Origin of the sequence: Modicisalibacter sp. MOD 31.J, from assembly GCF_020147985.1 — a bacterium.
GTDB lineage: Bacteria > Pseudomonadota > Gammaproteobacteria > Pseudomonadales > Halomonadaceae > Modicisalibacter > Modicisalibacter coralii.
The window spans coordinates 612,345-634,722 of the sequence record NZ_JAGXFF010000003.1 but is presented as its reverse complement, the minus strand read 5'-3'; the positions used below and the strand labels follow the sequence as shown (position 1 = coordinate 634,722).

Annotated in this window: 21 protein-coding genes; 14 read left to right on the top strand and 7 right to left on the bottom strand. The window is 69.1% G+C overall.

Annotation, left to right across the window (positions count from 1 at the left end):
* Positions 1-250 precede the first annotated feature (250 nt).
* The 12 genes from KGR00_RS13485 to KGR00_RS13430 all read left to right on the top strand — a co-directional run bounded on the left by KGR00_RS13485 (position 251) and on the right by KGR00_RS13430 (position 10,851).
* On the top strand, positions 251-565 hold the full coding sequence (locus tag KGR00_RS13485) for a ribbon-helix-helix domain-containing protein (RefSeq protein WP_129141710.1): 315 nt from the start codon (positions 251-253) through the stop codon (positions 563-565).
* Entirely contained in the window at positions 562-1,059 is a 498-nt protein-coding gene (locus KGR00_RS13480) for a C40 family peptidase (protein ID WP_224418271.1), read from the top strand. The genes KGR00_RS13485 and KGR00_RS13480 overlap by 4 nt, the downstream gene beginning before the upstream one ends.
* 62 nt (positions 1,060-1,121) lie before the next feature.
* A complete protein-coding gene (locus KGR00_RS13475; RefSeq protein ID WP_224418272.1) occupies positions 1,122-1,577 on the top strand; it encodes a GNAT family N-acetyltransferase in 456 nt (151 codons plus the stop codon).
* Between the two features lie 63 nt (positions 1,578-1,640).
* Positions 1,641-2,183, top strand: a complete 543-nt coding sequence (locus KGR00_RS13470) for a ferritin-like domain-containing protein (RefSeq protein ID WP_129141708.1) — start codon at positions 1,641-1,643, stop codon at positions 2,181-2,183.
* 123 nt (positions 2,184-2,306) lie between these two features.
* Positions 2,307-2,939: a peroxiredoxin gene (locus KGR00_RS13465; RefSeq protein ID WP_224418273.1), complete on the top strand. Its 633-nt coding sequence runs from the start codon at positions 2,307-2,309 to the stop codon at positions 2,937-2,939.
* 468 nt (positions 2,940-3,407) lie between these two features.
* The gene (locus KGR00_RS13460) at positions 3,408-4,784 is read left to right on the top strand and encodes a V-type ATP synthase subunit B (RefSeq protein ID WP_224418274.1); all 1,377 of its coding nucleotides are present in this window, start codon (positions 3,408-3,410) and stop codon (positions 4,782-4,784) included.
* Positions 4,741-5,358: a V-type ATP synthase subunit D gene (locus KGR00_RS13455; protein ID WP_224418275.1), complete on the top strand. Its 618-nt coding sequence runs from the start codon at positions 4,741-4,743 to the stop codon at positions 5,356-5,358. Before KGR00_RS13460 ends, KGR00_RS13455 begins: the two co-directional genes overlap by 44 nt.
* Positions 5,355-7,154, top strand: a complete 1,800-nt coding sequence (locus KGR00_RS13450) for a V-type ATP synthase subunit I (RefSeq protein WP_224418276.1) — start codon at positions 5,355-5,357, stop codon at positions 7,152-7,154. Before KGR00_RS13455 ends, KGR00_RS13450 begins: the two co-directional genes overlap by 4 nt.
* Positions 7,142-7,588 carry an ATP synthase subunit C gene (locus KGR00_RS13445; protein WP_129141703.1) on the top strand — a complete coding sequence of 149 codons (447 nt, stop codon included), beginning with the start codon at positions 7,142-7,144 and terminating at the stop codon, positions 7,586-7,588. Before KGR00_RS13450 ends, KGR00_RS13445 begins: the two co-directional genes overlap by 13 nt.
* An 8-nt stretch (positions 7,589-7,596) precedes the next feature.
* Positions 7,597-8,271 carry an ATPase gene (locus KGR00_RS13440; RefSeq protein WP_224418277.1) on the top strand — a complete coding sequence of 225 codons (675 nt, stop codon included), beginning with the start codon at positions 7,597-7,599 and terminating at the stop codon, positions 8,269-8,271.
* Between the two features lie 13 nt (positions 8,272-8,284).
* On the top strand, positions 8,285-8,971 hold the full coding sequence (locus tag KGR00_RS13435) for a hypothetical protein (RefSeq protein WP_224418278.1): 687 nt from the start codon (positions 8,285-8,287) through the stop codon (positions 8,969-8,971).
* Positions 8,968-10,851 carry a V-type ATP synthase subunit A gene (locus tag KGR00_RS13430; RefSeq protein ID WP_224418279.1) on the top strand — a complete coding sequence of 628 codons (1,884 nt, stop codon included), beginning with the start codon at positions 8,968-8,970 and terminating at the stop codon, positions 10,849-10,851. Before KGR00_RS13435 ends, KGR00_RS13430 begins: the two co-directional genes overlap by 4 nt.
* 9 nt (positions 10,852-10,860) lie before the next feature.
* Here KGR00_RS13430 and KGR00_RS13425 read toward each other — a convergent pair whose 3' ends face one another.
* From KGR00_RS13425 to KGR00_RS13395, 7 genes are all read right to left on the bottom strand, one after another.
* Positions 10,861-11,880: a histone deacetylase family protein gene (locus KGR00_RS13425; protein ID WP_224418280.1), complete on the bottom strand. Its 1,020-nt coding sequence runs from the start codon at positions 11,878-11,880 to the stop codon at positions 10,861-10,863.
* Between the two features lie 23 nt (positions 11,881-11,903).
* A complete protein-coding gene (locus tag KGR00_RS13420) occupies positions 11,904-12,896 on the bottom strand; it encodes a glyoxylate/hydroxypyruvate reductase A (RefSeq protein WP_224418281.1) in 993 nt (330 codons plus the stop codon).
* A 20-nt stretch (positions 12,897-12,916) separates the two neighbouring features.
* Positions 12,917-14,554 (bottom strand): ABC transporter ATP-binding protein, encoded by a 1,638-nt coding sequence (locus tag KGR00_RS13415; RefSeq protein ID WP_224418282.1) that lies wholly within the window; start codon positions 14,552-14,554, stop codon positions 12,917-12,919.
* Between the two features lie 10 nt (positions 14,555-14,564).
* Positions 14,565-15,398 carry an ABC transporter permease gene (locus tag KGR00_RS13410; RefSeq protein ID WP_224418283.1) on the bottom strand — a complete coding sequence of 278 codons (834 nt, stop codon included), beginning with the start codon at positions 15,396-15,398 and terminating at the stop codon, positions 14,565-14,567.
* Positions 15,395-16,372, bottom strand: coding sequence for an ABC transporter permease (locus tag KGR00_RS13405; protein WP_129141695.1), 978 nt, complete (start codon positions 16,370-16,372; stop codon positions 15,395-15,397). Before KGR00_RS13405 ends, KGR00_RS13410 begins: the two co-directional genes overlap by 4 nt.
* Positions 16,373-16,422: 50 nt before the next feature.
* Positions 16,423-17,934: an ABC transporter substrate-binding protein gene (locus tag KGR00_RS13400; RefSeq protein WP_224419830.1), complete on the bottom strand. Its 1,512-nt coding sequence runs from the start codon at positions 17,932-17,934 to the stop codon at positions 16,423-16,425.
* Positions 17,935-18,089: 155 nt separating this feature from the next.
* On the bottom strand, positions 18,090-18,857 hold the full coding sequence (locus KGR00_RS13395; RefSeq protein WP_224418284.1) for a class II aldolase/adducin family protein: 768 nt from the start codon (positions 18,855-18,857) through the stop codon (positions 18,090-18,092).
* A 198-nt stretch (positions 18,858-19,055) separates the two neighbouring features.
* Here KGR00_RS13395 and KGR00_RS13390 point away from each other — a divergent pair, with 198 nt between their 5' ends.
* Together KGR00_RS13390 and KGR00_RS13385 are read left to right on the top strand one after the other, a co-directional pair.
* On the top strand, positions 19,056-19,745 hold the full coding sequence (locus tag KGR00_RS13390; RefSeq protein WP_224418285.1) for a GntR family transcriptional regulator: 690 nt from the start codon (positions 19,056-19,058) through the stop codon (positions 19,743-19,745).
* Positions 19,746-19,865: 120 nt separating this feature from the next.
* Positions 19,866-22,361, top strand: a complete 2,496-nt coding sequence (locus KGR00_RS13385; protein ID WP_224418286.1) for an EAL domain-containing protein — start codon at positions 19,866-19,868, stop codon at positions 22,359-22,361.
* The last annotated feature ends 17 nt before the right edge of the window (positions 22,362-22,378 follow it).

Below are 22,378 nucleotides of genomic sequence, written 5' to 3'. Positions count from 1 at the left end.
CGGCCTGGCGCGGCACGATACGGTGTCTCCCGGTTGTTGTAGTGGGCGTGGAATGCCTGGACGGCACCCCCTATAGCTGAGCGTAGGCCGCCATCGGAGAAACGGGTAACAGTGGGTTACTACGTAGCCGAAGGTATGAGAGGCGCCGGCCAGGCCCCGCGCTTTCGCCGAAGCCCGACCCGAGTGGCTTGGCCTGGACCCCGAACCCCGGCTAATTTAGAAACAGGACCTGCCGCAAGAGACGCCGACGATGTGCCATGTCTATGCCTCCACCGATCCGCAACGCTACGAGAGCACCACGCGGTCGGTGCGCCTCCAGGGCTGCGTGACCAGCGTGCGCCTGGAAAACGAGTTCTGGGAGATCCTCGACGGCCTGGCCGCCGAGCAGGACCTGTCGACCGCCCGCTTCATCAGCCAGCTGCACGACGAGGTCATCGCCGAGCGCGGCGCGGTGCCCAACCTGGCCTCGCTGTTGCGCGTCGCCTGCGCCGTGCACCTGCATCTTCGCGGCAATGCCGACGCGCAAGGCCGCACCGACAACCCGGCCGCCCGGCAACGCGCATGAGAGAGCTGGCCAGACACTGGCACGCCCGCCGGGCCGCCCTCGCGCTGCTGGCCACGCTGTGGCTCGCCGGCTGTGCCGGTCCGCAGATGCGCATGGCCGACCTGGAGAACGGCGGCCGGGCGCCGCTGTCGATCGAGCGGGCGATGATCCTCGCCAACGCCCGTCAGGCGCTGGGCATCCCCTACGTCTATGGCGGCGACTCGCCCGACGGCGTCGACTGCTCGGGCCTGGTGCAGATGACCTACCGCACCGCGGGGATCCCGGTGCCGCGTACCGCCGAGCAGCAGTACGAACGCCTGCCGGAGCGTGACGCCGCCCGCCCCGGCGACCTGCTGTTCTTCGGCTCGGGCTCGCGGGCCACCCACGTCGGCATCTACCTGGGCGAGCGGCGGATGATCCACGCCCCGGGGCGCGGCCGCGAGGTCACCACCACCTCGCTGGATCTCGACTACTGGCGCCAGCACTACCTGGGCGCCGCGGGGCCGGCGCCCTGAACGGCCTGCGCATCGAGTCCGCCACCCGCGAGGACTGCCGCGCCATCGCCGAGGTGCACGTCGTGGCATGGCGACACGCCTACGCCGACCTGCTGCCCGCCGATTACCTGGACGCCCTGTCGGTCGACGACAGCGAAAACCGCTGGCGGGAGCGGCTCGCCGGCGGCGACGTCCACCTGTTGCAGGCGCGCCACGCGGGCCGGGTCCTGGGCTTCATCGCCGTCGGCGCGTCACGCGATGAAGACGCCCCCGACGATCGCGCCGAGATCCGGGCCTTCTACATCGCCCCGGATCACTGGTCGACCGGCGTGGGCCGCCGATTGTGGCTCGCCGCGCAGCGCCACATCCGCTCCCGCGGCTATACCGCCATCAGCCTGTGGGCGATCGCCGACAATCGTCGAGGCAGGCGTTTCTACGAGCGCGCGGGCTTCGTGGCGGAACCGGCATCGCGGCAATCGTTCACGCTCGGCGACACCCGGCTGGAGGAAATTCGTTACCACCGCCCCATCGCCGACTGACCGCGTGGAATGATCTACGCTCAAGGATGGTCATCGACCGAGCCGAGAAAAGGAGTCTCCACCGTGGCTGATCAACCGTTTCTGACCGACATCCAGACGATTCGCCAGCGCGCCCGCGAACACATCGAGCGCGGCGCCGTCACCGAGGGCTACACCGCCGACCGGGAGAACGTCATCCAGTTGCTCAACGAGGCGCTGGCCACCGAGATCGTCTGCACCCTGCGCTACAAGCGCCATTACTACATGGCCGACGGCCTGAGCGCGAACATCGCCGCCAACGAGTTCCTCGAGCATGCCCAGCAGGAACAGCAGCACGCCGACTGGCTGGCCGAACGCATCGTCCAGCTCGGCGGCGCGCCCAACTTCTCGCCCGAGGGCCTGCTGACCCGCGCTCACGCCGAGTACATCGAGGGCGACTCGCTGCGCGAGATGATCAAGGAGGACCTGATCGCCGAGCGCATCGCCATCGACAGCTATCGCGAGATCGCCACCTATCTCGGCGACAAGGACCCGACCTCGCGGCGCATCATGGAGGACATCCTCGCCCAGGAAGAGGAACACGCCGACGACATGGCCGGGTTGCTCGAGGGCCTCGATAACCGCTGATCCGCCGGGGGTTGTTTCCCGAACGCGGCGCCCCGATGTCATCATCGGGCGAGACACACCCCGTCCGAGCCTCGCGCCACCAGGGCGCGAGGCTCCCACCGGTCTTTTAAGGAGGTTGCACCAATGGCACTGCATCTTGGCGATACCGCCCCGGATTTCACTCAGGAAAGCACCGAGGGCACGATCCACTTCCACGAGTGGGCCGGCGACAACTGGGTCGTGCTGTTCTCGCATCCCAAGGACTTCACCCCGGTCTGCACCACCGAGCTCGGCGAAGTCTCGCGGCTGAAGCCGGAGTTCGAGAAGCGCAACGCCAAGGCGATCGGCCTGTCGGTGGACCCGCTCGAGGACCACAAGGCCTGGGCCGGCGATATCCAGGAAACCCAGGGCCATGGCCTCAACTTCCCGCTGCTCGCCGACAGCGACCGCAAGGTCAGCACGCTCTACGACATGATTCACCCCAACGCCAACGACACCCTGACGGTGCGTAGCGTGTTCATCATCGACCCCAACAAGAAGATCCGCCTGACCATCACCTATCCGGCCAGCACCGGGCGCAACTTCAGCGAGATCCTGCGGGTGATCGACAGCCTGCAGCTCACCGACAACCAGAAGGTGGCGACGCCGGTCAACTGGAACGAAGGCGACGACTGCATCATCGTGCCGTCAGTGTCCAACGAGCAGGCCAAGGAACTCTTCCCCCAGGGCTGGGACGAGAAGAAGCCCTATCTGCGCATGGTCAAGCTCGACAAGTGAGGGAAACACTGCATAAATGGCTGCGCGGGCAAACCACGTCGTTGTGCGGTGCTGGTACGCCAGCCCGGTCGGAATCCTCACCTATACCCCATAGGCTCCGGTTCCTGTGCGCCGTACGCCTCGTGCTTTACACCGCTCGCCAATTTATTCAGCGCTTCCTGAGCCCCCGCGTCCCGGCCGTCGGCCGGGACCCTTCTCTCCCGCCGCCGTTTTCACCCCCGATGACGCTTGATCCATATCAAGAGTCAGGCGCTTTATTAGCCGGCTCACCGGCCGCCGAGCGCTCCACTCGCCTCCCCCGTCGATAAAATTACCTACAAAACAAAGTCTTGCATGTTTCGCCGTGCGTAATGGCCGCACCGCCGTCGACGTTGGGGATGACGCTGCGGCGCAGTATCCTGAACCCGGGTCAGGCCGAGCAGGCCCGGCAACGTTCAGCGAGGCGGCCACGCCGCGGGGGAGCGAGACATGACGGAGTCGATCATCGCCTTCACGGGCATCACCGCGATCGTCGGCGACATCGTCGAGATCGACGTGGCCGCGGCCCGGCGCATGGGACTCTCGCCCCGCAATCGCGAGCTGGCGCTGCTCGAGCAGGACGGCCGGGCCTTCTCGCTGGCCCAGGTGGTGCGGCTGACGCGCGACACCGCCTCGCTGCAGGTGTTCGCCGGCACCCAGGGGCTGTCCAACCGGGCCAGCGTGCGCTTTCTCGGCGAGATGCTGCGCGCCATCTATTCGGACAACATCTACGGGCGGGTCTTCAATGGCGCCGGGCGGCCCATCGATGGCGGGCCCGGCCTCGCCGACGATCCGCGCATCGCCATCGCCGGCCCCACCGTCAACCCCATGTCGCGGATCCTCGCCTCGCGGATGATCCGCACCGACATCCCCATGATCGATGTCTTCAACTGCCTGGTGGAGAGCCAGAAGATCCCCATCTTCTCGGTGCCCGGCGAACCCTACAACGCCCTGCTGGCACGCATCGGCATCCAGGCCGATGCCGACGTGGTGATCTTCGCCGGGATGGGCCTGATCTTCGATGACTTCCACACCTTCCGGAAGACCTTCGAGGACGCCGGCATCCTCTCGCGCACGGTGATGTTCGCCAACCTGGCCTCCGACCCGGTGGTCGAACGCACGCTGATCCCCGACCTCGCCCTGGCGGTGGCCGAACGGCTGGCGGTCGAGGCCGGCAAGCGCGTGCTGGTGTTGATGACCGACATGACCGCCTTCGCCGATGCCCTCAAGGAACTGGGCATCGCCATGGAGCACATCCCCTCCAATCGCGGCTACATGGGCGATCTCTACTCGCAGCTGGCGCGCCGCTACGAAAAGGCCTGCGACTTCCGCGGCGCCGGCTCGGTGACCATCCTCTCGGTGACCACCATGCCGGGCAACGACGTCACCCACCCGGTCCCCGACAACACCGGCTACATCACCGAGGGCCAGTTCTACCTGCACGACGGTGAACTCGACCCATTCGGCTCGCTGTCGCGCCTCAAGCAGCACGTCATCGGCAAACAGACCCGCGAGGATCACGGCGCGCTGATGAACACCATGATCCGCTACTACGCCGAGGGCGTGGAGGCCGAGCAGAAACAGGCGATGGCCTTCGAGCTCTCGGCGCACGACCGCCGCCTGATGCGCTTCGCCACCGCCTTCCGCGAGCGCTTCATGACGCTCGAGGTCCAGAAACCCCTGGAGACGGCACTGGACGACGGCTGGGCCCTGCTCGCCGAATGCTTCGACGCCGACGACGTGATCATCAAGCAATCGCTCAAGGACACCTACTGGCCCGCTCATGTCGCAAGCCACGCTCAACAAGAGCGCGCTGAGTCGCCTTGAGCGCCAGCGCGACCTCTACAAGCGCTTTCTGCCGTCGCTGGAGATGAAGCGTCGCACGCTGCTCGCCGAACGCCAGCAGACCGCCGCGCAACTGGCCGCGCAACGCGCCGAGATCGACGCCCTCGAGACCGAGGTCGGCGAGGCGTTGCCGATGCTCGCCGACGACGACGTCGTCCTGGAGGCACCGCTACGCATCGCCACCCTGCGCCTGGGCGACGAGAACCGGGTCGGCGTGCGCCTGCCGGTGCTCGCCGAGCTCGCCATCGAGCGCGCCGCCTACCCGCGGCTGGTCCAGCCGCACTGGATGGACGGCGTGCTCGAGCGCCTGGAGCAGCGCCTGCGCCTCGAGGTGGCACAACGCATCGCGACCCGGCGCCTGGCGATTCTCGACGCCGCCGCACGCACCGTGACCCAGCGGGTCAACCTGTTCGAGAAGGTGATGATCCCCCAGGCCGAGGCGGCCATCGCGCGCATCGAGCTGTATCTCGCCGACCAGGAACGCGCCAGCGTGGTGCGCGCCAAGCTGGCCAAGCGCAAGCGTCAGGCCGCCGAGCGACGCGAGGAGGACGCATGAGTATCGTCGCCATGCAGCGTGTCACCCTGATCGGCCTGGTCGATCGCAAGCGCGAGACGCTGCGCCGACTGCAGGCGTTGGGCGTGATGCACGTCGATGCGCCGGCCGTGCCCGAGGCCGCGGATCGTCGCGAGTCGCTGGAGCTTCACCAGGCGTTGACGTACCTGCTCGCCTGCCCGCATCGCCGCCGCCTGCAACGCCCGGCCGACACGCCGGGGCTGGGCGAGCTGCTCGAGACGATTCACACCAATCGCCGGCGGCGCGAGGATCTCATCGACCGTCTCACCCTGCTGCGCCGCCACCGGCGCGCCCTCGCGCCCTGGGGGGACTTCCACTTCCCGCCGCTCGAGGCCCTGGGCGGACAGCGCCTGTGGTTCTACCGGGTACCGCTGGGCAAGCACCGCCTGCTCGAGGCCCTCGACCTGCCCTGGCAGGTGGTCAACCGCGACCATCGCGAACTCTATCTGGTGGTGATCGCGCCCGAGGAGCCGACCGGCGAGCAGGTGCCCTTCGCGCGGTCGCACACCGGCTCGCGGTCGCTGACGGCGGTCGATGCCGCCATCGAGACGGCGCGCAGCGAACTCGAGGATCTCGACGCCGAACGCTTCATGCTGACCCGCTGGATCGTCACCCTCGCCGGCCACGTCGCGCAGGCCGCCGACACCGCCGAGCTGCTGCGCATCATGCGCGCCAGCGACGACACGGCGGAAGCGCTGTTCGTGATCCACGGCTGGGTCCCGCGGGAACGTCTCCCGGCACTGGTCGCGCTCGACGAGAGCGGCGAGGTGGCCCTGCTCGAGCGCCCCCCGGCGGACGACGAGGAGCCGCCGGTGCTGCTCGACAATCCCGAGTGGCTGGCCGGCGGCGAGGAGGCGGTCAAGTTCTTCCAGCTTCCCGGCTATCGCAGCGCCGACCCCTCGGCGATGGTGGGGCTCTCGTTCGCACTGTTCTTCGCCATCATCCTCGCCGACGCCGGCTACGCGCTGGTGTTCGGCGCCCTGGTGGCGCTCGCCCGGCCGCGCTGGAAACGCTCGCGCACCGGCCGTCGGCTGGGCCGACTGGGCCTGGCGATGAGCGCCGGCGGCCTGCTCTACGGGGTGCTGGTGGGCAGCTATTTCGGGGTCGCGCCGCCGCCACACAGCTGGGCAGCGGGGCTGGCCGTCATGTCGATGGACGACTTCGGCGGCATGATGCGCCTGTCGATCACCATCGGCGTCTGCCACCTGATCGCCGGCAACGCCCTCGCGGCCCGTCATGCCCGGCCGCGCCGGCGGGCGCTGAGCAATGGGGGCTGGATTCTCATGCTGGCCAGCGGCTTCGGCCTGTGGCTGTCCCTGCCGACCCAGGCGCCGCGCCTGCCCTGGCTGGTCGGGCTGATCCTGGGCGCCGTTCTGGTGCTGCTGTTCACCCGGGTCACGCCGCGCATCGACGGCTGGCGCCCGGCCCTGCAGCGGCTGATCGCCGGCCTCACCGCGCTGGGCTCGGTGACCCAGGCCTTCGGCCACGCCCTGAGCTACATGCGGCTGTTCGCCCTGGGCCTGGCCAGCGCCTCGCTGGCGGTCACCTTCAATCAACTGGCCGTCGACGTCCGCGATGCCGTGGCCGGCGCCGGGCCGCTGCTGTTCGTGCTGATCCTGCTGCTCGGCCATGCGCTCAACTTCGCCCTGGCCCTGATGGGCGGGGTGGTGCACGGGCTGCGCCTCAATCTCATCGAGTTCCTGCGCTGGGGCGTCACCGGCGAGGGACGACCGTATCAGGCATTCGCCAATCAGGAGGAATCGACGTGGATCAAGTGATACTGGCGCTCGGCTGGCTGGGCATCTATGCCCCGGTGGCGCTGGGCGCGATCGGCAGCTCGATCGGCTGCACCCTGGCCGGGCAGGCCGCGGCGGGCGCGCTGCTCGACGTCGAGAGCGGCTACGGCAAGTACATCGGCCTGGCGGCGATGCCGTCCACCCAGTCGATCTTCGGCATCGTCATCATGTTCTCGCTCAACCGCGAGGTGAGTCTCGCCAACGCCCCGGGGCTGGCGGCGGTGGGCCTGCTGGCCGGGCTGGCGATGCTGTTCAACTCCGTCTATCAGGGGCGCGCCCTGGTCAGCGCCATCGAGGCGTCCAAGAACAAGCCGGAGATCTTCGGCCTGTCGCTCGCGCCCTCGGCGATCGTCGAAGGCTTCGCGGTGTTCGCCTTCGTCTTCGCCCTGGTGCTGAGCGGCGCCCTGCCGCAGTGAGGAACGCCATGAATCCTGCATCCACCGCCAACCAGCACGGCGTCCAGACGCTGCTCGATACCCTGCGCGAACAGGGCGTCGAGGCGGGGCGCCAGGAAGCCGCGCGCCTGGTCGAGGACGCCGAGCAACGCGCCGACTGGCTGCTCGCCCAAGCCCGCGAGGAAGCCGAACGCATCACCCGGGAGGCCAACGCCGAGGCCGAGCAGTTGCGCGAGGGCGGCCGCCAGGCGCTCACCCTGGCCTACCGCGACCTCTGCCTGACCGCCCGCGACACCTTCAGCCAGCAGTTCGCCAGCGAGCTGCAGAGCCTGGTGCGCGAGGCGCTCGACACGCCCGACGTCCTGGCGCGTCTGCTGCAGGCGGCGGCCACACGCAGCGCCGTCCCCGACGATACCGAGGGCGAGGCGTTGCTGCCCGAGCGGGTGATCGGCCTGGCGGAACTGCGCGACGACCCGCAGGCCCTGCACGAGGGCGCGCTGCCCGACTTGCTCGTCCAGGTCGCCCGGGCGATGCTCGCGCGGGGCATCACCCTGCGCGGCGACCCCGACGTGGACGCCGGCGTGCATTTCGTGCTCGACGACGGCCGCGTGCATGTCGACCTCAGCGACCAGGCGCTGGCCGCCCTGCTGCTGCGCCATCTGCAGCCGCGCTTTCGCGCCCTGCTCGAAGGCGTGGTCGCCTGACACGGAGCCCGGCATGTCCCGAGACGCCTACCGCTATGTGACCCTGCTGTGTTCGCTGCCGCATCTGCGCCCGCCGTTTCACTGGGAGCGGCCGCCGATCTCGCGGGTCCGCCTCGAGCAGCGCCTGACCCTGCTCGAGGCCCGTGACCGGGCCCTGCTGGCACGCGTGGAGGCGGTCGCCCGGCCGTATCGCGGCAGCGGCTGGCACGATGACGCGGCACTGCTCGGCGAGGCCCGCGACCTGCTGGCCGAGCTGGGCCACGCGCCGCTGGCCGACTGGCTCGTCTGGTGGCTGACCCTCGACGTGCTCACCGCCGCCCTGCGCGCGCGCCGCGACGGCCAGACCGAGGCGGGCGCGCTGTCGGCAGCGCCGCGGGTCGGCCGCCGACTGCGCGACGCCTGGCAGCACCCGACCTTCGCCCTGGCGACCCGCTACCCCTGGCTGACGCCGCTCGCCAACCAGGTCCAGGCCGGCGACAGCCTCGCCGTCGAGACCACCCAGTTGGAGCTGAGCTGGGACTACCTCGCCCGCCACCGCCCCATGACGCCTTACGGCCTCGAGGCCGTGGCGCACTACCTGTTCCGCTGGTGGCTGATCGAACGCCGTTGCCGGCAGGACGGCCCGGGGGCCCGACAGCGCTTTCGCGAGGCCCTCGTCACGCCGCCCGACCTCGACAGCACCCTGGAGGCCTTTGCATGACCGCAGCGCCCGACACCCCTGCCATGGGGGCACCCAGTGCCCACGTGGTGGCCATCAACGACGACGTGGTGACCCTGGCCCTCGATGACCCGGCCCGGGGCGGCTGGATCAAGAACGAGGTGGTCTATCTCTGCCCGCCGCCCGACCCGGGGCAGACCGAGACCCGCCTCAAGGCCGAGGTGCTGCGGGTGCGCGGCAGCGAGGCCGACGCCCAGGTCTACGAGGATACCGCCGGGGTCGGCATCGGCGATGCGGTGATCCAGAGCGGCGAGCAATTGGCGGTGACCCTCGGCCCCGGCCTGCTCGGCCAGGTCTTCGACGGCCTGCAGAACCCGTTGCCGCGCCTCGAGGCACTCAGCGGGCGTTTCCTGCAGCGCGGCCTCGACGTCCCCGCCCTGGACCGCGACCAGCACTGGGCCTTCGAGCCACGGGTGCGCAGCGGCGATGGCGTGAGCGCCGGCGATACCCTGGGCACGGTGGCGGAAGGGCGTTTCACGCACCGCCTCTTCGTGCCCTTCGACTGGCCGGGCCGTTACCGGGTCGCCTGGGTCCAGGCGGGCAGCGTCGATGTCGAGACCGTGGTCGCCCGGCTCACCGACGAGCACGGCAGGGAACACCCCCTGACGCTGGCCCAGCGCTGGCCGATCCGCCGGCCGCTGGCCGCCCCGCTGGAAAGGGCCGGCCGGGTCCGCCGCGAGTACCCCGACGCCCCACTGATCACCACCCTGCGCCTGATCGACACGCTCTTTCCCATCGCCCGGGGCGGCACCGCCTGCATCCCGGGCCCCTTCGGCGCCGGCAAGACGGTGCTGCAGAACCTGATCTCGCGTTACTCGGACGTCGACATCGTGATCGTCGTCGCCTGCGGCGAGCGCGCCGGCGAAGTGGTCGAGACGATCAACGAATTCCCCCAGCTCGCCGACCCGCGCACCGGCGGCACGCTGATGGACCGCACGATCATCATCTGCAACACCTCGTCGATGCCGGTGGCCGCCCGCGAGGCGTCGATCCACACCGGCATCACCCTGGGCGAGTACTACCGCCAGATGGGCTACGACGTGCTGCTGATCGCCGACTCCACCTCGCGCTGGGCCCAGGCGATGCGCGAGACGTCCGGGCGACTCGAGGAGATCCCCGGCGAGGAGGCCTTTCCCGCCTATCTGGAATCGTCGATCCGCCAGCTCTACGAACGCGCCGGCGTCGTGCGCCTCGACGCCGAGTCCACCGGCAGCCTGACGCTGATCGGCACCGTCTCGCCGGCCGGCGGCAACTTCGAGGAACCGGTCACCCAGGGCACGCTCAATACCGTCAAGACCTTCCTGGGGCTGAGCTACGACCGCGCCTACAAGCGCTATTACCCCGCCGTCGATCCGCTGATCTCCTGGTCGCGCTATCGCGATCAACTGGCCCCCTGGTATCGCCGCGAGCTGGGTGACGACTGGCCCGGCCGCGTCGAGCGCCTGCAGCGCCTGCTCCACGCCGGCGACGCGATCCAGCGGATGATGCAGGTCACCGGCGAGGAGGGCGTCAGCGACGCCGATTACCTGACCCACCAGAAGGCCGCGCTGGTGGATCAGGCCTATCTGCAGCAGGACGCCTTCGACCCGGTCGACGTCTCGACCCCGCTGGCGCGCCAGAAGGCGGCGCTCGACCTGCTCGACCGGGTGACGGCGATGGACGGGCCCTTCGCCGACAAGGCGGCGATCCGCGCGACCTTCACGCGCTTCGCCGACCTGTTTCACAATCTGAACGGAACCGCCACCGACAGCGACGCCTACCGCCAGTACCGCACGCGCATCGAGGCGCTGATCGCGGGCGACGCCGGCACGCAGCACGCGACGGCCCCCGCCGCCGAGGCGGGGCAGCAGGGGGCGACCTGAGGCGCCGGCTCAGCGCCCGGTCAGCCCCGTGAAGAAGCTAACGGCATTGGCCTCCAGCCCTTCCAGGTAGTAGCCGCCCTCCTGCACCACCAGCGTCGGCCGCTCGAGGTCGGCCACCGCCCGCCCGAGCCGGGCGAAGCCGGGGGTGGTGACGGCGACCTTGGCCTGCGGGTCCTTCTCGAAGATGTCGAAGCCCAGCGCCAGCACCACGGCGTCCGGCTCGAACAGCCGGATCGCCTGGCAGGCCTCTTCCAGCCGCGCGAAGAACACCGCTTCCGAGGCGCCGTGCGGCATCGGCAGGTTGAGGTTGTAGCCGTAGCCGGCGCCATGACCGCGTTCCTCCTCGAAGCCGCAGACCGCCGGATAGAAGTTGGTGGTGTCGCCGTGGATCGAGACGTACATCACGTCGTCGCGCGCATAGAAGATCTCCTGCACGCCCTGGCCATGGTGCATGTCGGTATCCAGCACCACCACGCGCGGATAGCGCGCGGTCAGATGCTGGGCGGCGATGGCGGCGTTGTTGAGAAAGCAGAAGCCGCCGGCCGAGTCGACCCCCGCGTGATGGCCGGGAGGCCGCGACAGGGCATAGGCGAAGCGCTCACCCGCCAGCAGCGCCTCGGCGCCGGCCACCGCGCTCTGCGCCGAGGCGTAGGCGGCCTGCCAGGTGTGTTCGCCGACCGGCGCGCTGCCGTCGGCCAGGTAGCGCGCCGCCTCGGCGAGGATGCCGCGCAGCGCATTGGGCGAGCGCACGAAGACGTTGGAGATCACCTCCTCGCCCCAGTCCTCGTCGAGCGCGTGCCAGCGCCGGTGGGCGCTTTCCAGAAAACGCAGGTAGGGTAGCGAATGCACCGCGCGCAGCGGCGTCACGCCGTGATCGCGCGGTGTCTGGATGTCGAAGCCCAGGCGTTCGGCGGCCGCCAGCAGGTGCTCGGCGCGCTGGCGCACTTCCTGGGGCGTGCGCAGCTTGCCGCGGGAAAAATAGGTCTGCGGCTGATGCAGACGCTGGTCGTCGTGGAAGAAGGTCTTCATCGCTGTGTCCTCGTCGGCCTCGCTCAATAACCCGCCTGGCGATCCACCTGGCTCGCCGGTTGACGCCCCGCGTCGAGATCGCGCAGCGCCGCTGCCACCTCCTGGGCAACCTGGCTGGGCGTCGAGTCGCAGGCGTCGTGCGGCGTGACCAGGATCCGCTCGTGACGCCAGAACGCATGACCCGGCGGCAACGGCTCGACCGCGAACACGTCCAGCGAGGCAGCCGACAACCGACCGCTGTCCAGCGCGACCAGCAGGTCATCCTCGATGAGATGTTCACCGCGCCCGACGTGGATCAACACGGCACCCGCGGGCAATCGCGAGAACAGTGTGGCATTCAGGATGCCGCGCGTCTGCGCCGTCAGCGGCAGCAGGTTGATCAGGATATCGCTGCGCGCCGCGAGTCGCTCGAGTCCCGCCTCACCGGTGACCCCCTCGACGCCGGCCGGCAGATTGCGCCCGCTGCGCGAGTAGATCGCCACGTCGTAATCCAGCGCCACGAGCGCGCGCGCGACCGCCCCGCCCATCCTGCCCGCCCCCAGCAGCCCTACCCGCACGTCAGCGGCGTCGCGCTTCGGCAGACGCTCCCAGTGCCGTTGACGCTGATGACTCAGATAGTCGCCGAAGCGGCGGTGATGCCACAGCACGTGCCAGGTCACGAAACCCGCCATCATCTGTGCCTGGGACTCCCCGGCAATGCGCATCAGCGGCACGTCGCTCGGCAGGCTGGGGCTGGCGAGAATCCCATTGACGCCGGCGGCGATCGACGACACCAGACGCAGGTTGGGATAGGCGCGAAAATCGTCGGGGCCCGGATCCCAGGCCAGCGCAAAGGTCACGCTTTCGGGCTCGGTGACGGCATCCGGCAACGCCAGACGGCACTGCGGCGCCACCTGCTCGAAGGCGGCAATGTAGGTCGTCATGATCTCGGGCGAGCCGAGCAGTACGCCGTGAATCGGTCGGGGCTCGTCGCGGGGGGCGCCGGTGGACCGGGCCTGTGGCGGGTTGGGGGGCATGGGCGTCCTCGTGTGATCGATCACGGCATTCGCGGGGCGGCGGCCGGGGCGGTCGCGTCGTCATGCCGGCCGGGAATCGCCGCCAGCAACTCGCGGGTATAGGGATGGCTCGGCGCCTGGAAGATCCGTTCGGCGCTGCCCTGCTCGACGATGCATCCCGTCTGCATGACGATCAGCCGGTCGCAGATCTGCGCCGCCACGCGCAGGTCGTGGGTGATGAACAGCAGCGACAGCGAGAGCTCCGTCTTGAGCCGCTCGAGCAGCTCGAGCACCTGGGCCTGGATCGACACGTCCAGTGCCGAGACCGCTTCGTCGGCGACGATCAGCTCGGGGTCCAGGGCCAGGGCGCGGGCGATACCGATACGCTGGCGCTGCCCGCCGGAAAACTCGTGGGGGAAGCGGTCGGCGGCGGCAGCGTCCAGGCCCACCGTGGTCAGCAACTGGCGTGCCCGCTCCAGGGCCCGCGCCCGGGGCACGCCGTTGGCGATGGGCCCCTGGGCGATCGCCATGCCGACGCGGATGCGCGGGTTGAGCGAGGCGTAGGGGTCCTGGAACACCATCTGGATGTGGCGGCGCTGTTCGCGCAGGGCCTGCCCGGTGAGTGTTCGCAGGTCGGTGCCTGCGAGCCGGATCCCGCCGCTGTCGGGGGTCTCGAGGCCGACGATGCAGCGCCCCAGGGTCGACTTGCCCGACCCCGACTCGCCGACGATGCCCAGCGTCTCGCCACGCCCCAGGGTAAAGCCGACCTCGTCGAGGGCGACCACCTCGCGGCGTGGCTGCCACCAGCCACCCCGTGAGCGATAGACCTTGTTCAGGCCCTCGACCGTCAGCAACGGCGCGGGATCGGCGCCGTCGCGGGCGGGAGCCGCCACACCGCCGGGGATCGCCGCGATCAGGGTGCGGGTGTAGGCGTGGCGCGGGCTTGCCAGCACCTCGCGGGCGTCGCCCATCTCGACGATCCGCCCCTTGCACATCACGCACACACGATCGGCGATCTCGGCGACCACGCCGAAATCGTGGGTGATGAACATCACCGCCATGCCGCGGCGCTTTTGCAGGTCCCTGATCAGGTGGAGGATCTGCGCCTGGGTCGTGACGTCGAGCGCCGTGGTCGGCTCGTCGGCGACCAGCAGCTGCGGCTCGAGTGCCAGGGCCATGGCGATCATCACCCGCTGGCGCTGGCCGCCGGAGAGCTCGAACGGATAGGCGCGCAGCGCGCTGGGCGGGTCGGGCAGACGCACCTCCTCGAGCAGCGCCAGGGCCTTCTCGCGCCGCTCGCGGGCCGTCAGCAGACCATGAGCCTCGAAGACCTCGGCGATCTGGTCGCCGACACGCATCAGCGGATTGAGCGCGGTCATCGGCTCCTGGAAGACCATGCCGATGCGCCGGCCGCGCAACGCGCGGTGGGTCGGCTCGTCCATCGCCAGCAGGTCCGCGCCGTCGAACAGGGCGCGTCCCTGGGTCACGCGCAGGCCGGGCGGCAGCAGCCCCATCACCGCGTTGGCGGTCATCGACTTGCCGGAACCGGACTCGCCCACCACACACAGCACCTCGCCGGCGGCCAGCGAGTAGCTGACGTCCTCGACCGCGTAGCGGCGATCCGCGCCCTCGGGCAGGGCCAGGGTCAGGCGTTCGATCTGCAGCAGGGGTTCACTCATCGTCGACTCCTCAGCGCTGCCGCGCCAGTTGCGGATTCAGCGCGTCGTCCAGGCCCTCGCCGACCAGGTTGAGCGCCAGCACGGTCAGCAGGATGGCGACGCCGGGGATCACCGACAGCCACCAGGCCTGGCGCATCACCGTGCGCGCGGCGCCGATCATGTAGCCCCAGGACATGGTGTCCGGATCGCCGAGGCCGAGGAACGACAGCGACGATTCGAGCAGGATCGCCGTGGCCACCATCAGCGAGGCCAGCACGATCACCGGCGACAGCGTGTTGGGCAGGATCTGCTTGAGGATGAGGTCGCGGTGGCCCTGCCCCACCAGGCGTGCCGCCTCGACGTACTCGCGGTGCTTGAGCGACAGGAATTCGCCGCGCACCAGGCGTGCCACCGGCGGCCAGCTGACCACGGCGATGGCCAGCACGATCGAGCCGATGCTGGGTTCCATGATCGCCACCAGCACGATCGCCAGGGCGAAGTTGGGGATGGTCTGGAAGAACTCGGTGATGCGCATCAGCACGTCGTCGGTGCGCCCGCCGAAATAGCCGGCCAGTGCGCCCAGCGGCACGCCGATCGCCAGCGCCACCAGGGTGGAGACGAAACCGACCAGCAGCGACACCCAGGCGCCGTGGGCCAGCTCGGCGGCGACGTCGCGGCCCATGGTGTCGGTGCCCAGCGGGAAGCCCGGCAGCTCGCCGGGGGCCAGGAACGGCCGCTGCACCATGCGCCACGGCGACTCGGGATAGAGCAGCGGCGCCAGCAGCGCGAGCAGCACCACCAGGGCGAGGATCACCAGCCCGACCAGGGCGCCGCGGTTCTGGGCGAAACGGCGAAAGAAGCTCATGCGGCCTCCTTGATGCGCGGATCGGCGAGGCGATAGATCACGTCGGTGAGCATGTTGAACAGGATCACCAGCAGCGCGCAGAAGAAGAAGATGCCCAGCAGCAGGTTGTAGTCGCGCTGCATCAGCGCCTCGTACATCAGCCGGCCGATGCCGGGCCAGGCGAACACCGTCTCGGTGAGCACTGCCCCGCCGACCATCTGGCCGGCCTGCAGCCCGGCCAGGGTGATGATCGGCAGCAGCGCATTGCGCAGGATGTGACGGCGCTGGATCATCCCCGGCGCGAGCCCCTTGGCGCGGGCGGTCTTGACGAAGTCCTGCTGCGCCACGCTGAGCATCGAGGCACGCGTCATGCGGGTGTAGACCGCCATGAAGAACAGCCCCAGGGTCGTCGCCGGCAGGATCAGATGCTCGGCGACGTCGAGGGCGTGGGCCAGCCCGGTGGCATCGCTGCCCACGGTGTCGTAACCGTAGGCCGGCAGCCAGCCGAGAAACACCGAGAACACCAGTACCGCCATCATCGCCACCCAGTACAGCGGCGTGGCGTAGAACAGCAGCGCCAGCCCCATGATCAGCGAGCCCGAGGGGCGCTTGGCGCGCATCGCCGCGAGCATGCCGGCGACGATGCCGCAGCCCAGCGAGATCACGAAGGCCGCCCCGGTCAGCAGCAGGGTCGCCGGCAGGCGCTCGAGGATCAGGTCGAGCACCGGCATCTGCTGACGATAGGAGTAGCCGAAATCCAGCGTCAGCACCCCGGCCAGGTAGTGCCAGAGCTGCATCGGCAGCGACTGGTCGAGGCCGAAGCGCTCGCGCAGGTCGGCGATGAACTGGGCATCGGTGGCGCCGGCCTCGCCGGCCATCACCATCGCCGGATCGCCCGGAGCCAGGTGGATGAGGAAGAAGTTGAGAATCAGGATCGCCAGCAGCACCAGTACCGCCTTGAGCAGGCGCGAGGCGATCAGCGACAGGTAGCGCATGTCGTGTCCTCCGCAACGCGCGCCGGCCACGGCGGGCCGGCGCGACCGGGCTAGCGTTCGATCCAGGCGTTCTTGAAGCCGTCGCTGAGGCCGATCCCGGTGGTGATCAGGTCATGCACGTTGCAGCGATAGAGGGTCGGGAACCCCAGCTCCATCAGCCAGGCCACCGGCACGTCGGCGTAGAGGATCGCCTGGATCCGGTCGTACATCGCCTGGCGCTTGGCGGGGTCGTTCTCCACCGCCGCCTCGGCGAACAGCTCGTCGACCTCGGGGTTGCGGTAGCCCTCGACGTTGTTCCACGGCGAGCCCTTGGCGATGTTGCTGGAGATGTAGGTGCGCGAGATGCCCAGCGCCGGATCGCCGTACTGGAAGAGATAGGTGAAGGCGATGTCGTAGTCCCACTGGGCGAGCTTCTGGTTCCAGCCGGCGACATCGGTGGACTCGGTCTCGACCTTGATGCCCACGCTCTCCAGGTTCTGGCGCACCGCTTCGCTCCAGCGGGTCCAGGTCTCGCCGTAGGGCAGCGGCAGCAGGCGCACCGGCGTGCCGTCGTAGCCCATCTCGGCGAGCAGCGCCCGCGCCTTGTCGGGGTCGTGCGGATAACCCTCGATGCTCTCGTCGTGCGCCGCCAGGTTGGTCGAGAAGGGCCCGCTGGCGACCTTGCCCAGGCCGTTCCACAGCACGTCCTTGGCGAAGTCGCGGTCCATGGCGTACATCACCGCCTGACGGAAGCGCGGGTCGGCGGTGGGCCCTTCGCGGTCGTTGAGCCACAGCATGGCGAAGGGGTTGAAGTACTCGTTGCCCTTTTCGGTGATGCAGCTGTTGTCGAGCCCCGACAGCCGCGGGATGTCGAAGTTTTCCACCGAACCCGGCGGCAGCACCTCGAGGGTGCCGTTCTCGTAGGCCGCCGCCCGCGAGGCGGCATCGGGGATCACGTGCCAGAGGATGCGATCCAGGTAGGGCTTGCCGGGCTCGTAGTAGTCGGGATTCTTGTCCAGCTCGATCACCGAGCCGCGATCCCATCGGGTGAATTCGAACGGACCGGTGCCGATCGGATGGTTGTTGGCGGGGTTGGTGCGGAAGTCGGTCCCGGCATAGATGTGCCTGGGCACCATCGGCATGGTGCCGACCTCGAAGGCCTGGATGAAGGGCGCGAAGGGCTGCTCGAGGGTGAACACCACGGTGTCGTCGTCGGGGGCCTCGATGCTCGCCACGTGTTCGAGGATCGCCCGGGTGCGCGGGTTGGTCTCGCGCAGGAAGACATCGGCCGAGAACACCACGTCGGCGGCGGTGAAGGACTCGCCGTCGTGCCACTTGACGCCGTGGTGCAGATGGAAGGTATAGACCCGGCCGTCGTCGCTGATCTCCCAGGACTCGGCCAGTTGCGGCATGGGCTCGAGGTCGGTGTCGTAGCGCAGCAGGCTCTCGTAGATGTTGCCGGCCACCCGCTGGGTCGGGGCATTCTGGATCAGGCCCAGCATCAGGCCCGGCGGTTCGGGCTGGATGGCGACATCGATGGTGCCGCCGGGCTGCGGGGCCGTGTCGGCGCTCGCCGCCGTCATCAGGCCGCTCGACAGGCATAGCACGGCGAGACCGCCGCGAAGGAAGGTGGTCGTTCGCATGATAAACCCCTCATCTGTTGATGTTGTTGGTAAGGGTTGCTGCTTCGGGTTGTACTTATCGTGATCGACGGGGCCCGCTGGTGCCGGGCCTCGCGTCAGCTGTCGAAGTCGGGCTGGATACGCCGCAGAAGGCGCAGGTAGGCGTCCCATTCGGGATCACGCTCGGTCGCGCCGTGATCGGCATCCCACCCCTCGTACTGGCGGGCGGTATGCTCGGCCAGGGCGTCCGACGGGCGGCGTATCGGCATGCCGGTGGCCATCGCCGCCAGCTGGGCCTGGCAGCTGCGCTCCAGGTTGTACATGCGACGGAAGGCTTCGCCCACCGTGCGCCCGCAGACCAGCATGCCGTGGTTGCGCAGTACCATCACCGGCTTGTCGCCGAGATCCGCCACCAGCCGCTCGCGCTCGGTCAGATCCAGCGCGATACCCTCGTAGTCGTGATAGGCGGTGCGCCCGTGGAACTCCATCGCCCACTGGTTGAGCGGCAACAGCCCTTCCTCCAGGCAGGATACGGCAACGCCGGCCACCGTGTGGGTATGCAGCACGCAGTGGACATCCGGGCGTGCGGCATGAATCGCGCTGTGGATGGTGAACCCCGCCTTGTTGATGCCCGCGCCGTCGGGGTCGTCGACCACGTGGCCGTCGAGATCGACGCTGACCAGGTTGGAGGCGGTGACCTCCTCGAAGCGGTAGCCGTAGGGGTTGATCAGGAAATGCTCGCCGTCACCGTCGGCACGGGCGGAGATGTGCGTGTAGATGCTGTCATCGAGCCCGAAGTGGGCGATCAGTCGATAGGCGGCGGCCAGATCGCGACGGGCGGATGCGTGCCGGGACGTCGCAGGGGCCTCGGTAACCGTATCCATCGGAAGTCTCCTGACGCTGGCGAGGGATCGGCGGATCATCCGCGTGCCGCTCTCGCCGGGGGTTGAGGAAGCCATCCTGAATCAACCTATCAGTTGAACCGCAAACTGTCGACACTCGACAGTCGACCTGAAACGCGTTTTCGGGGATAGTGGCGACGACGGTTCGATCCCCTCTTCCGGCCCAACCAGCGAGATGCCATGACCGCCCAAACCCGGAACTTTGCCGCGATCCAGCAGCGCGACCTGGTCAATCAGATCGCCGACCAGCTCACCGAAGCCCTGCTCAAGGGGGATTTCCGACCCGGCACCCACCTGGCCGAGGCACAACTGGCCCGCGACTTCGGCGTCAGCCGCGCCCCGGTGCGCGAGGCGGCGCGACTGCTGGAGAGCCGTGGCATGCTGGTGTCCCAGCCGCGTCGCGGTTTCTTCGTGCGCACCTTCAACGCCGACGAGCTGAACGACGTCTACGACCTGCGGCTGTGCCTCGAACGCCACGCCATTCGCCTGCTGGCCGGCCAGTTGACGGCCTCGATGGAAGCCGAGCTCAGTGCCCAGCTCGAGACCATGCGCCGGGTCGCCCAGGAGGGCACCGCGGTACAGCAGATCGAGGCGGATGTCGCGTTTCACCGTCGGCTGTGCGAATTCAGCGGCAACCGCCGGCTGCTCAAGGTATTCGACGAGCTGTGCCACGAGATGCGCTTCTGCATCCTGCTGATCGGCCAGCTCTACGACGATCCGGCGCGGGTCGCCGAGACCCACCAGCCGATCATCGAGGCCCTGCGCACCCGCCGCCCCGAGGCCTGCGAATCGGCCATCGACTATCACATCGGCATCGCCCAGCAGCGCGTGACGGAGATGTTCCGACGTCAGGAGACGGGGGCATCGTGACCCCCGGACAGCGGCGAGTCGTGCCATGAGGCGCTGGGGCACCTCGGAGTAGACCTGGATCAGGTCACGCTGCCGTGGAGCTTGCTAGACTGGTGGTTTCGCCACCGATCGAGCCGACGAATGCCCCAGGACCTGCCCATCGAGCGCATCATGCAGACCGGCCTGCTGTGCTGCTCGCCCCGCACCCCGTTGTGCGAAGCCGCCGCCCGCATGGCCGAACGCTGCTGCAGTTCGGTGCTGGTCATGGAAGGCGATGCGGTCGTGGGAATCTGGACCGAACACGACAGCCTGCAGGTGGACTTCGACGAGCCCGGCGCGGTGCGCGTGCCCATCGCCCAGGTCATGAGCTACCCGGTGGTCAGCCTGCCGCCGTCGACGCCGATCGGCGAGGCGGCGATGCGCTTCGCCGCCGAGAATCGCCGCCACTTCCTGGTCGCCGACGCCGATGGCCGGCCGCTGGGCATCGTGTCGCAGTCCGACGTGGTGCTCAATCAGGGGCTGGAACCCTACCTGCGCCTGCGCGAGGTGCGGGCCGCCATGCGCCCGGAGCCGGTGATCCTCGACGGCGGTCTGTCGCTGCGCGACACGGCGAGCACGATGCAGGCCGCCACCTGCGATGCCGTGGTGGTGCGTTGCGGCGATACCCTGGGCATTCTCACCGAGCGCGACCTGGTCCGCTTCGTGGCCCGCCACCCGGGGAACACGGCGATCCGCGAGCTGGCCAGCCGCCCGCTGATGAGCGTGCGCGCCGACGACATGCTGATTCATGCCCGGGATCTGCTGATCGGCCATCACGTGCGCCACCTGGTGGTCCTCGACGAGGATGACGCCGTGGTCGGCCTGCTGGGCTTCGGTGACATGCTGGCCGGCGCCGAGCAGCTCTACCTCGCCGACCTGCGCGACGCGCTGGAAAAGCGCGACCAGGCCCTCGCCCAGTCGCGCCGCAACCTGCAGCTCGCCGAACGGGTCATCGACTCGTCGCTGGAAGGCATCATCATCACCGACGCCCGCACGCGCATCGAATTCGTCAATCCGGCCTTCACCCACATGACCGGCTACTCGCTCGAGGAAGCCCTCGGCCGCACCCCCGCCATGCTCTCCTCGGGGCGGCACGATGCCACCTTCTATCGCCACATGTGGGACGACCTGCAGGCGCGGGGCTCCTGGCGTGGCGAGATCTGGAACCGGCGCAAGAGCGGCCAGCTCTATCTGGAACTGCTGACCATCACCGCGATCCGCGACGACGATGGCCAGATCACGCATTTCGCGGCGCTGTTCAACGACATCACCCACCTGCGCGAGAACGAGGAGCGCGTGCGCCGCCTGGCCTACTACGACGCCCTGACCCAGTTGCCCAACCGGCGGCTGCTCGAGGACCGCCTGTCGCTGGCCATTCGTCACGCCCACCGGCAGACCCAGCGTCTGGCGGTCATCTTCATCGACCTGGACCACTTCAAGCAGGTCAACGACTCGCTGGGCCACGCCGCCGGCGACGAACTGCTGATGCAGGTCGCCCGCCGGCTGAGCGCGCACCTGCGCGAGGACGACAGCCTGGCGCGGCTGGGCGGCGACGAGTTCATCGCCCTGCTGCCCGAGATCGACACCCCCGAGGAAGCCGCCTGCGTGGCGCGCCGGCTGATCGAGGCGATTCGCGCGCCGTTTCGTTTCGGCAATCGCGAATTCCGGGTCGGCTGCAGCCTGGGCATCAGCCTCTATCCCGACGACGACACCAGCGTCGAAGGGCTCTTGCACCATGCCGATGCCGCCATGTACCGGGCCAAGCAGGAAGGCCGCAACACCTATCGCCTGTTCCGGGCCGACATGCACGCCCACGACGATCGCCGCCTGGCGCTGGAGAGCGCGCTGCGCGAGACCCTGGAAACCGGCGCGGGGCTCGACGTGCACTACCAGCCGCTGTTCGACCGCGACACCGGCCGGCTGTGCAGCGCCGAGGCGCTGATGCGCTGGCGACACCCGGCATTCGGCGACCTCTCGCCGACCGAGTTCATTCCGCTGGCCGAACGCTCCGGGCTGATTCTGCCCCTCGGCGAATACCTGTTGCACCGGGTGGTCGAGCAGTTGCGCGTCTGGCGCAGCGCCGGCTTCGACCCGGTGCCGGTGGCCGTCAACCTCTCCGCCCGCCAGTTCTGGCAACGCGATCTCGTCGACTGGGTGTGCGCCGAGCTCGAGGCGCAGGAGGTGCCCGCCGAGCTGCTCGGCTTCGAGCTCACCGAGAGCACCCTGTTCGATAAGCAGCAGCAGGCCAGCCAGATACTCCGGGAGCTGCGCGAACTGGGCTGTACCGTCGCCATCGATGACTTCGGCACCGGCTACTCCTCGCTGAGCTATTTGCAGGAGCTGCCGATCAGCACGCTCAAGATCGACCGTCGCTTCATCCAGTCATTGACCGACGGCGGCCGGGGCGGCCAGGCGATCCTCGCCGCGGTGACCGGGCTGGCCAGCGAACTCGGTCTGCAGGTGGTCGCCGAGGGCGTCGAGACCCAGGCCCAGTTGATCGCCCTGGAACGCTTTCCGGTACATCGCATCCAGGGCTTTCTGACCGGCCATCCGGTGGCCGCCGCCACCTTCGCCGACAACTGGCTGATCGGCCGCTAGCCGACGTTTCGTCAAAC

Bases quoted from the DNA above. Each gene is read 5' to 3' on its own strand.
- KGR00_RS13485 (WP_129141710.1), top strand. From the start codon at position 251: ATGTGCCATGTCTATGCCTCCACCGATCCGCAACGCTACGAGAGCACC.
- KGR00_RS13480 (WP_224418271.1), top strand. From the start codon at position 562: ATGAGAGAGCTGGCCAGACACTGGCACGCCCGCCGGGCCGCCCTCGCG.
- KGR00_RS13465 (WP_224418273.1), top strand. From the start codon at position 2,307: ATGGCACTGCATCTTGGCGATACCGCCCCGGATTTCACTCAGGAAAGC.
- KGR00_RS13460 (WP_224418274.1), top strand. From the start codon at position 3,408: ATGACGGAGTCGATCATCGCCTTCACGGGCATCACCGCGATCGTCGGC.
- KGR00_RS13455 (WP_224418275.1), top strand. From the start codon at position 4,741: ATGTCGCAAGCCACGCTCAACAAGAGCGCGCTGAGTCGCCTTGAGCGC.
- KGR00_RS13450 (WP_224418276.1), top strand. From the start codon at position 5,355: ATGAGTATCGTCGCCATGCAGCGTGTCACCCTGATCGGCCTGGTCGAT.
- KGR00_RS13440 (WP_224418277.1), top strand. From the start codon at position 7,597: ATGAATCCTGCATCCACCGCCAACCAGCACGGCGTCCAGACGCTGCTC.
- KGR00_RS13435 (WP_224418278.1), top strand. From the start codon at position 8,285: ATGTCCCGAGACGCCTACCGCTATGTGACCCTGCTGTGTTCGCTGCCG.
- KGR00_RS13430 (WP_224418279.1), top strand. From the start codon at position 8,968: ATGACCGCAGCGCCCGACACCCCTGCCATGGGGGCACCCAGTGCCCAC.
- KGR00_RS13425 (WP_224418280.1), bottom strand. From the start codon at position 11,880: ATGAAGACCTTCTTCCACGACGACCAGCGTCTGCATCAGCCGCAGACC.
- KGR00_RS13420 (WP_224418281.1), bottom strand. From the start codon at position 12,896: ATGCCCCCCAACCCGCCACAGGCCCGGTCCACCGGCGCCCCCCGCGAC.
- KGR00_RS13415 (WP_224418282.1), bottom strand. From the start codon at position 14,554: ATGAGTGAACCCCTGCTGCAGATCGAACGCCTGACCCTGGCCCTGCCC.
- KGR00_RS13410 (WP_224418283.1), bottom strand. From the start codon at position 15,398: ATGAGCTTCTTTCGCCGTTTCGCCCAGAACCGCGGCGCCCTGGTCGGG.
- KGR00_RS13405 (WP_129141695.1), bottom strand. From the start codon at position 16,372: ATGCGCTACCTGTCGCTGATCGCCTCGCGCCTGCTCAAGGCGGTACTG.
- KGR00_RS13400 (WP_224419830.1), bottom strand. From the start codon at position 17,934: ATGACGGCGGCGAGCGCCGACACGGCCCCGCAGCCCGGCGGCACCATC.
- KGR00_RS13395 (WP_224418284.1), bottom strand. From the start codon at position 18,857: ATGGATACGGTTACCGAGGCCCCTGCGACGTCCCGGCACGCATCCGCC.
- KGR00_RS13390 (WP_224418285.1), top strand. From the start codon at position 19,056: ATGACCGCCCAAACCCGGAACTTTGCCGCGATCCAGCAGCGCGACCTG.
- KGR00_RS13385 (WP_224418286.1), top strand. From the start codon at position 19,866: ATGCCCCAGGACCTGCCCATCGAGCGCATCATGCAGACCGGCCTGCTG.